The sequence below is a fragment of the bacterium genome (assembly GCA_036524115.1).
Classification (GTDB): Bacteria; JAUVQV01; JAUVQV01; order JAUVQV01; family DATDCY01; genus DATDCY01.
The window spans coordinates 1-5,945 of record DATDCY010000163.1 but is presented as its reverse complement, the minus strand read 5'-3'; the positions used below and the strand labels follow the sequence as shown (position 1 = coordinate 5,945).

Sequence of the window (5,945 nt, the reverse complement as noted above, 5' to 3'; positions counted from 1 at the left end):
ATGCCCTCAAAGCTCAGCTGTGTGCTACACTCTGTCATGGGGTGCGGCCTTTCGGTTAAGTTGTTTTTCCTCGCAAGATCAACAACTTATACCTGGCAGCACCCCTCTTTGTTACATGCCTGATGAATAATCCGGGCTAGGGCAGTGAGAGACGTCCCGGGGGACGGGCGGTGACCTTGCGGGTGCCGAGCGACGTGCCGCAGGCCGCGCAGCGGTACTCGAGCAGCTCGCCGTCGGGGAGCACGAGCAGGAGCCGCTCGCGCACCGGCCGCGAGGCCTGGCAGCGCGGGCAGAACAGCTCGGAGGCCTGCAGATCGCCGAAGGCGGGCGCGCGGCGCGGGCGCTGCGGGTGGTTCGGATGCCGCGGCTGGCTCACGGGGGGCTCCAGCTACGGCTTCTTCCTGCGGCCCCTGGCCCCGCCCTGCGCGGCCGGGGCGGCCGGCGCAGCCGGCTTCGCCGGCTCCTTCTTCTTCGCTTCCGCGGCCGCCGCGGGCGCCGCGGCCGGAAGTTTCTCCGCGTCCATCCCCTTCTTGCGCGCCTCGCTCGGGTAGTCCGTGACGTACCATCCGGACCCCTTGAGGACGAACGCGGTCTGGGAGATCACGCGGCGCATCCGTTTGCGGCAGGACGGGCAGCTCGGCCGGGGCGCGTCGGTGGACCTCACGAAGACCTCCCGCTGGGCACCGCACGAATCGCACTGGTACTCGTAGATCGGCATCCGGATACTCCTTCTTCTGCGTGCGGCGCCGAACTATAGGCGGCGACGGCGAAAAATGCAAGGCACAGACCCGCGCGCACGCGCAGGTCCAGCAGGACGGCAGGCATCTCAACTGCCACAACGGGCAAGGTTTCGTTCACGAGACCAGTTGACAGGTACCACAACCAGCAAGGTCTTGCTCACGAGACCAGTTGACAGGCTTGCCTCCGCCGATCCGCGCGTTTCGCGCCGATTGACGCCCCCTCCATATTGACTTCTCCCCCGCCGACGCTATGATGCCCCCAATTGGCACCAAGCGGCCGATTGGGCGGGCGTAGCTCAGCTGGTAGAGTACAAGCTTCCCAAGCTTGGAGTCGCGGGTTCGAACCCCGTCGCCCGCTCCACCCCATCCGCCGCAGGACATGGGCGGACGAAGAACGGCCGGCAGCGGTGCGGCCGAAGGAAGGACTCGAATGAACAATCCCCTGGGCGCCCCGTGAAGCACCGCGGCTCGGCGCGTCCACGCACGGCACCCCCGCCGCGGCCTCCGGCCGGCGCCCCGGCTGACCTGCACCTGCACTCGTGCCACTCCGACGGGAAACTCGCCCCCGCCGAACTGGTCCGCCGGGCAAAGGCCGCGGGCGTCGCCGCGCTCGCGCTCACCGACCACGACAGCGTCCGCGGCATACCCGAGGCGCGCGAGGCCTGCCGCGAGGCCGGCATCCTCTTCGTCCCCGGGATCGAGCTGGGCGTCGGGGTCGGCGACGACGAGATCCACCTGCTCGGCTACGGCATCGACGCGAAGGGCCGCACGCTCCAGAACACGCTCGACCTGCTGGCCGGCGAACGGCTGGACCGCATGGAGAAGATGCTGGCCGCCCTCGAGCGCCACGGGGTGGGCGTCACGCTCGACGACGTCCGGGCGGAGACCGGCGGCGGCATCGTCGGCCGACTCCACCTGGCCGCCGCCCTCGTGCGGCTCGGGCGGGTCGCGGACCTCGGCGAGGCCTTCCGACGCTGGATCGGCGCCGGCCGGCCGGCCTACGTCCGGCGCCAGCTGCTCAACATGCGCGAGGCCATCGACCTGATCCGCGAGGCGGGCGGGGTTCCCGTCCTGGCGCACCCCGGCGTCACCCGGCGGGACGAGCTGATCGAGTACCTGATCCGGCTCGGCGTGCGGGGACTGGAGGTCTACTACCCCAGGCACGACTTCGCGGACGTTTCCCGGTACCGCAAGGTGTGTGCCAAGTTCGATCTCATCGCCACCGGCGGGTCAGACTTTCACGGAGCAGGCAAGGATGAGGCCGGGATTGGATCGACGTCTACCCCTCCGGAAGAGCTGAAAAAGCTATTGCGTTTCGTGAGCTTGTAGTCGTCACACTATTTTTTTTCGCAGAGCATTGACACTCTCAGACTCAATACATATATTCCGTCCATCAACAAGCACCGAGAGGAGGACGAGATGGCTGTCATCAGGTGGACACCCTTCCGTGAGCTGTCGACGTTCCAGGATCGCATGAACAGGCTCTTCGACGATGTCGTCAAGGCCCCGTACCGCGCCGACGAGGGGCTGTCGAGCGCGGCGTGGGCGCCGGCTGTGGACATCTACGAGACCGACAAGGAGATCGTCCTCAAGGCCGAGCTTCCCGAGATGCAGGAGAAGGACATCGACATCAAGGTCGAGGACAACCTCCTGAGCATCGCAGGCGAGCGCAGGATGGAGAAGGAGGTCAAGGAGGAGAACTACCACCGGATCGAGCGGGCGTACGGTGCCTTCAACCGCGCCTTCACGCTCCCGCGGACGGTGGATCGGGAAGGGATCAAGGCCGCCTACAAGGACGGCGTCCTCAAGGTGACCCTCCCGAAGAAGGAAGAGGTCACGCCCAAGCAGATCAAGATCGACGTCGCCCAGAGCTGAGGACTCTACTCGGGCGGGAACGGCCGGGGGCACGCGCTTCGGCTCATGCCCCCGGCTCCCGTCCCCCGCCGGGGCCGGGCTACTGCCCGGAGGCGTATTTCAGCTCGCGAGCGCCACGCGCCGCGCCGAGCCCGGTCAGGGCCGCGACGGGAGCGGCCGGCACGAACTTGTCCACGTCATCCAGCGTCGTCGAGTCGAGGAAGCCGTTGATGGTGTCCCCGAGCGCCTCCCAGAGATGGTGGGCCTTGCAGGTGTCGACCTGGGGGCACTTCTTTCCAGCCTCGGCGAACTCCTTGCAGCAGTGGACCGGGAAGACGTCCTCCCCCGAGGCGCGCAGGATCTCGCCGATGGTGATCTCCTTCGGGCTCCGGCTCAGCCGGTAGCCGCCGCGGGGCCCGCGGACGCTCGTGACCAGCCCGCCCTTCCGGAGACGGACGAAGAGCTGCTCGAGGTAGTTCAACGAGAGGTCCCGGTCCTTGGCGATGACGCTGAGCGCGGTGGGCGATGCCCCATCGCCTTTCGCCAGTTCATGGAGTGCGTAGAGAGTGTACCTGCCCTTGGTCGTGAGACGCATTGCCTCCTCCTCTGCCTCGGGCCGGATCCATCCGGCCGATCGTAAGCCGTGGCGAACCATACGCCACCGTCTGCCTATAGACTTACTAGAGTGTAATATCTTTGTCAAGTGCTTGTGTTCTCGACCACAGGTCACCGTGTATTTCAGGAAGATACGCTTCGTCTCAGGGGCGTGCCGGCCCTACGAGTAGACGTACCTGCGCATCCGGACGTTCATGACCAGCCCGATCCCGGCGAAGTTCACCAACACCGACGACCCGCCGTAGCTCAACAGCGGCAGGGGGATGCCCACGACCGGGAAGATGCCCGTCGTCATGCCGATGTTGATGGCGCAGTGCAGCGCGAAGACGGTGGCCACGCCCATCGCCAGCAGACTCCCGGCGAAATCCCGCGCCCGGCTCGCCGTGTGCACCGCGAAGAGGACGAGGCAGACCATGAGCGCGATCACCACGACCGCCCCGACGAAGCCCCACTCCTCCGAGATGACCGAGAAGATGAAGTCCGTGTGCTGCTGCGGGAGGAACTTCAGCCCGCTCTGCGTCCCGTGGAGGTAGCCCCTGCCCGCGAGGCCCCCCGAACCGATGGCGATCTTCGACTGGCTGATGTGGTACCCCGCCCCGAGCGGGTCCAGGGCCGGGTCGAAGAGGACCTTGATCCGCCGCAGCTGGTACTCCCGCAGCAGGCCGAGCGGGTTGAACAGCCCGAGCTTCATGAGCAGTGCGAACAGCGCGGCCAGGCCCCCCGCCCCGCCCGCCGCGACGCCGAACAGACGCAGTTCCGCCCCTGCCACGAAGAGCATCGCCGCGAAGATACCCGCGATGATCACCGCCGTGCCCAGGTCCGGCTGCTTGAGCACCAGCAGGAACGGGACCACGACGGCGACGGCTATCGGCCAGAGATCCCCCGCGGCGAACGGCGAGGGTTTCTTGAGCCCGCCGAAGTAGCGGGCGAGGACGAGCACCAGCGCGAGCTTGAAGAACTCGGAGGGCTGGATGCTGACGAACCCGAGCGAGAGCCAGCGCTGGGCCCCCATGCCGACCATCCCGACGACGTCGACGGCCACCAGCGCCGCCACCGCGACGGCGTAGCCGTGCCACGCGTATTGCAGCACGATCCGGTAGTCGACAACGGTCGCGGCCAGCAGCGCGAGGAAGCCGACCGCCAGGCGGCCGAGATGGTCGACGAACATCGGCGACGCGCCGCCCCCCTCGACGTGGGTCGCGCTGTAGACCCCGACCGCGCCGACCGCGGCGAGGCCGGCGGTCAGGACGAGTATCCCCCAGTCGAAGTCGCGGAGCAGCCGGCGGTCGATCACGGCGACGCCCCTTGCCCGCCTTCGCCCCCCAGCAGCGCGACGCCCTGGTCGAAGTAGCCGAGGCTCTTGAGCTCGGCCAGCAGCCGCCGCGCCACCGGCGCGCTCTCCGTCCCGCCGTGCCCGGCGTGCTCGATGATCGCCGCGATCGCCACCTGCGCGGTCCCGCCCGGCGCGAAGCAGACGAACCACGCGTGGTCGCCGCTCTCGCCGCCCACGGCGGCCCGGCGCTCCCCCGCCGCCATGCCCACGACCTGCGCCGTCCCGGTCTTGCCGGCGATCCACAGCCCCGGCACGCGCGCCGACGCCGCCGTCCCGCCCGGCTCGTTGACGACGCCCCACAGCCCCCGTCGCACCTCGGCGAGCGTTTCGGGCTTGAGCGTGAGCCGGTGCACGACGGCCGGGTCGCTCCGCCGGATGACGGTGCCGTCGGCCTCGCTCACGCGCCGCACCAGGTGCGGCCGCAGCAGGGCCTCGCCGTTGGCGACGGTCGCGGCGAGCACGGCGGCCTGCAGCGGCGTCACGAGGTCGTACCCCTGGCCGATGGCCGCCGAGAGTGTCTCGCCCGAGTACCAGGGCTCGCCGCGGACGCGCCTCTTCCAGGCCGAGTCCGGGATCAGGCCCGGCGCCTCCGACAGGACCTCGAGCCCCGTGGGGCTGCCCAGCCCGAGCTGGCGCGCCGCATCGGCGATGGCGTCGATCCCCGCCCTCAGGCCGGCCTGGTAGAAGTAGACGTCGCACGACTCCACGACCGCGCGGTGCAGGGAGATCGCGCCGTGCCCCGCGCGCTTCCAGCAGCGGAAGTCGCGGTTCCCGTAGCGCATCGAGCCGCGGCACGCGATGGACGTCTCGGGCGTCATCGCGCCCGTCTCGAGCGCCGCCACCGCCGTCACGATCTTGAAGACCGAGCCCGGCGGGTACTGCGCCTGCGCGATGCGGTTCTGGAGCGGGCGCAGCGGGTCGCGGCTGAGCTGCTCCCACGCCGCCTGCGTCAGCCCGTGGCTGAACGCGTTCGGGTCGATCGGCGGGCTGCTCACGGCCGCCAGCACGCCGCCGTCGCGCGGGTCGATCGCGACCACCGCGCCGGCCCGCCCCGCGAGCGACTCCTCCGCCGCCTGCTGGAGCGCCAGGTCGAGGGTCAGGGTGACGGAACGGCCGGGCACCGGCGGGATGCTCGTGAGCACGCGCACGCCCCGCCCGAGCGAGTCCACCTCCACCTGCTGCGAGCCGTCGCGGCCCCGCAGGTCCGCGTCCAGCTCCTTCTCGATGCCCATCTTGCCGATGTGGTCCCCGGGGCGGTAGCCGAGGTCGGCGCGCGCCTTGAGCTCGGCGGGGCTGATCTGGCCGACGTAGCCGAGCACGTGGGAGGCGAGCGTTCCCTGCGGGTAGCTGCGGCGCGGCTCGACCTCGACGAGGATGCCGGGGTGGTCGTAGCGCAGCGCCTC

7 protein-coding genes and 1 tRNA gene are annotated in these 5,945 nt (G+C 69.5%); 3 read left to right on the top strand and 5 right to left on the bottom strand.

Going from position 1 to position 5,945, the window contains the following annotated elements:
* Nucleotides 1-136 precede the first annotated feature (136 nt).
* Nucleotides 137-376, bottom strand: a complete 240-nt coding sequence (locus VI078_07995; protein HEY5999228.1) for a cytoplasmic protein — start codon at nucleotides 374-376, stop codon at nucleotides 137-139.
* Between the two features lie 12 nt (nucleotides 377-388).
* On the bottom strand, nucleotides 389-718 hold the full coding sequence (locus VI078_07990; GenBank protein HEY5999227.1) for a zinc ribbon domain-containing protein: 330 nt from the start codon (nucleotides 716-718) through the stop codon (nucleotides 389-391).
* Nucleotides 719-1,025: 307 nt separating this feature from the next.
* Between VI078_07990 and VI078_07985 the strand changes: the two genes are divergently transcribed.
* The 3 genes from VI078_07985 to VI078_07975 all read left to right on the top strand — a co-directional run bounded on the left by VI078_07985 (nucleotide 1,026) and on the right by VI078_07975 (nucleotide 2,615).
* Nucleotides 1,026-1,101, top strand: a tRNA-Gly gene (locus VI078_07985).
* A gap of 92 nt (nucleotides 1,102-1,193) precedes the next feature.
* Nucleotides 1,194-2,069 carry a PHP domain-containing protein gene (locus VI078_07980; protein ID HEY5999226.1) on the top strand — a complete coding sequence of 292 codons (876 nt, stop codon included), beginning with the start codon at nucleotides 1,194-1,196 and terminating at the stop codon, nucleotides 2,067-2,069.
* A 90-nt stretch (nucleotides 2,070-2,159) separates the two neighbouring features.
* Complete coding sequence (locus tag VI078_07975) at nucleotides 2,160-2,615, top strand: Hsp20/alpha crystallin family protein (GenBank protein HEY5999225.1); 456 nt, start codon at nucleotides 2,160-2,162, stop codon at nucleotides 2,613-2,615.
* 79 nt (nucleotides 2,616-2,694) lie between these two features.
* Here the strand turns inward: VI078_07975 and VI078_07970 are convergent, their stop codons facing one another.
* From VI078_07970 to mrdA, 3 genes are all read right to left on the bottom strand, one after another.
* A complete protein-coding gene (locus VI078_07970; protein ID HEY5999224.1) occupies nucleotides 2,695-3,189 on the bottom strand; it encodes an Rrf2 family transcriptional regulator in 495 nt (164 codons plus the stop codon).
* A 180-nt stretch (nucleotides 3,190-3,369) separates the two neighbouring features.
* The gene (rodA, locus tag VI078_07965) at nucleotides 3,370-4,503 is read right to left on the bottom strand and encodes a rod shape-determining protein RodA (protein ID HEY5999223.1); all 1,134 of its coding nucleotides are present in this window, start codon (nucleotides 4,501-4,503) and stop codon (nucleotides 3,370-3,372) included.
* A partial coding sequence (gene mrdA, locus VI078_07960) for a penicillin-binding protein 2 (GenBank protein ID HEY5999222.1) occupies nucleotides 4,500-5,945 on the bottom strand: 1,446 nt, incomplete at its 5' end. The genes mrdA and rodA, both read right to left, overlap by 4 nt.

Excerpts from the sequence above, each read along its gene's own strand:
- VI078_07975 (HEY5999225.1), top strand. The coding sequence starts at position 2,160 with ATGGCTGTCATCAGGTGGACACCCTTCCGTGAGCTGTCGACGTTCCAG.
- VI078_07970 (HEY5999224.1), bottom strand. The coding sequence starts at position 3,189 with ATGCGTCTCACGACCAAGGGCAGGTACACTCTCTACGCACTCCATGAA.
- VI078_07990 (HEY5999227.1), bottom strand. The coding sequence starts at position 718 with ATGCCGATCTACGAGTACCAGTGCGATTCGTGCGGTGCCCAGCGGGAG.